Below are 899 nucleotides of genomic sequence, written 5' to 3' on the forward strand. Positions count from 1 at the left end.
CCAAGCGCGAGGCCGCGAAAGAAGCAGCGAAGGAAGCCGCGAAAGAGGCGGCCAAGCAAGCTGCTGCCGCTCCGCAAGCCCCCGCCGTCGCGCCCGCGCCGGTGCAAGACGGCCCCGCCCAGCCGGCACCACCTGCCGTCACACCGCAGAAGCCGGCGGACAAGCCTGCCGCAGCGCCTGCCGCCAAGCCCGCGGCAACGGCGCCGGCCAATCCGGCCGTTGCACCCGCCAAGCAGGGAGTCAAGCCATGAACCGTCCGCAATATATCCTGCTACCGGCGAATCCGCTGTTCATCGCAGCCAGCCTGATCTGCGCCTTCCTGCTGAACCTGCTGCCCTGGGGGCAGTGGGTGGGCGTTCCCGACTTCGTCGCGCTGGTGCTGATCTTCTGGAGCATCCACCAGCCGCGCAAGGTCGGCATCGGCATCGCCTTCTTCATGGGACTGCTGATGGATGTGCATGACGCAACTTTGCTTGGCGAGAACGCGCTGTCGTATACCCTGGTGTCCTACTTCGCGATCATGATCCACCGCCGCGTGCTGTGGTTCAAGGTGCCGACGCAGACGCTGCATGTGCTGCCGCTGCTGTTCATGATGCAGTTCGTGCAACTGGTGATCCGGCTGATGGTGAGCGGCGATTTCCCGGGATGGCTCTATTTCCTGGAGTGCATCTTCACCGCCGCACTGTGGCCTGCCGTGACCTGGCTCCTGCTGGCACCGCAACGGCGCGCCGTCGACCGCGACGAAACCCGCCCGATCTGAGTCCATCAGGTCTAAATACGCATGACCGAGTTTAAGAACACCGAGCAGGAACTGCACTTCTTCCGCCTCCGCCTTTCGGCGGTGGCGGGGTTCGTGTTCATCTGTTTCGGGCTGCTGCTGTCGCGCTTCATCTGGCTGC

The 899-nt window shown here is 64.5% G+C and carries 1 protein-coding gene and 1 pseudogene; both read left to right on the forward strand.

What is annotated here, in order from left to right; translation table 11 throughout:
* Positions 1–251, forward strand: a pseudogene (locus tag AYR66_RS28640) (transcriptional regulator); the annotation flags it as partial.
* Positions 248–760 carry a rod shape-determining protein MreD gene (gene mreD / locus AYR66_RS00010; protein ID WP_088705789.1) on the forward strand — a complete coding sequence of 171 codons (513 nt, stop codon included), beginning with the start codon at positions 248–250 and terminating at the stop codon, positions 758–760. The pseudogene AYR66_RS28640 and the gene mreD, both read left to right, overlap by 4 nt.
* Positions 761–899 lie beyond the last annotated feature (139 nt).

This window comes from Noviherbaspirillum denitrificans (assembly GCF_002211445.1).
Taxonomy (GTDB): Bacteria; Pseudomonadota; Gammaproteobacteria; order Burkholderiales; family Burkholderiaceae_D; genus Noviherbaspirillum; species Noviherbaspirillum denitrificans.

What these genes read in the sequence shown, in the direction of transcription:
- mreD (WP_088705789.1), top strand. Translation starts at nt 248, where the DNA reads ATGAACCGTCCGCAATATATCCTGCTACCGGCGAATCCGCTGTTCATC.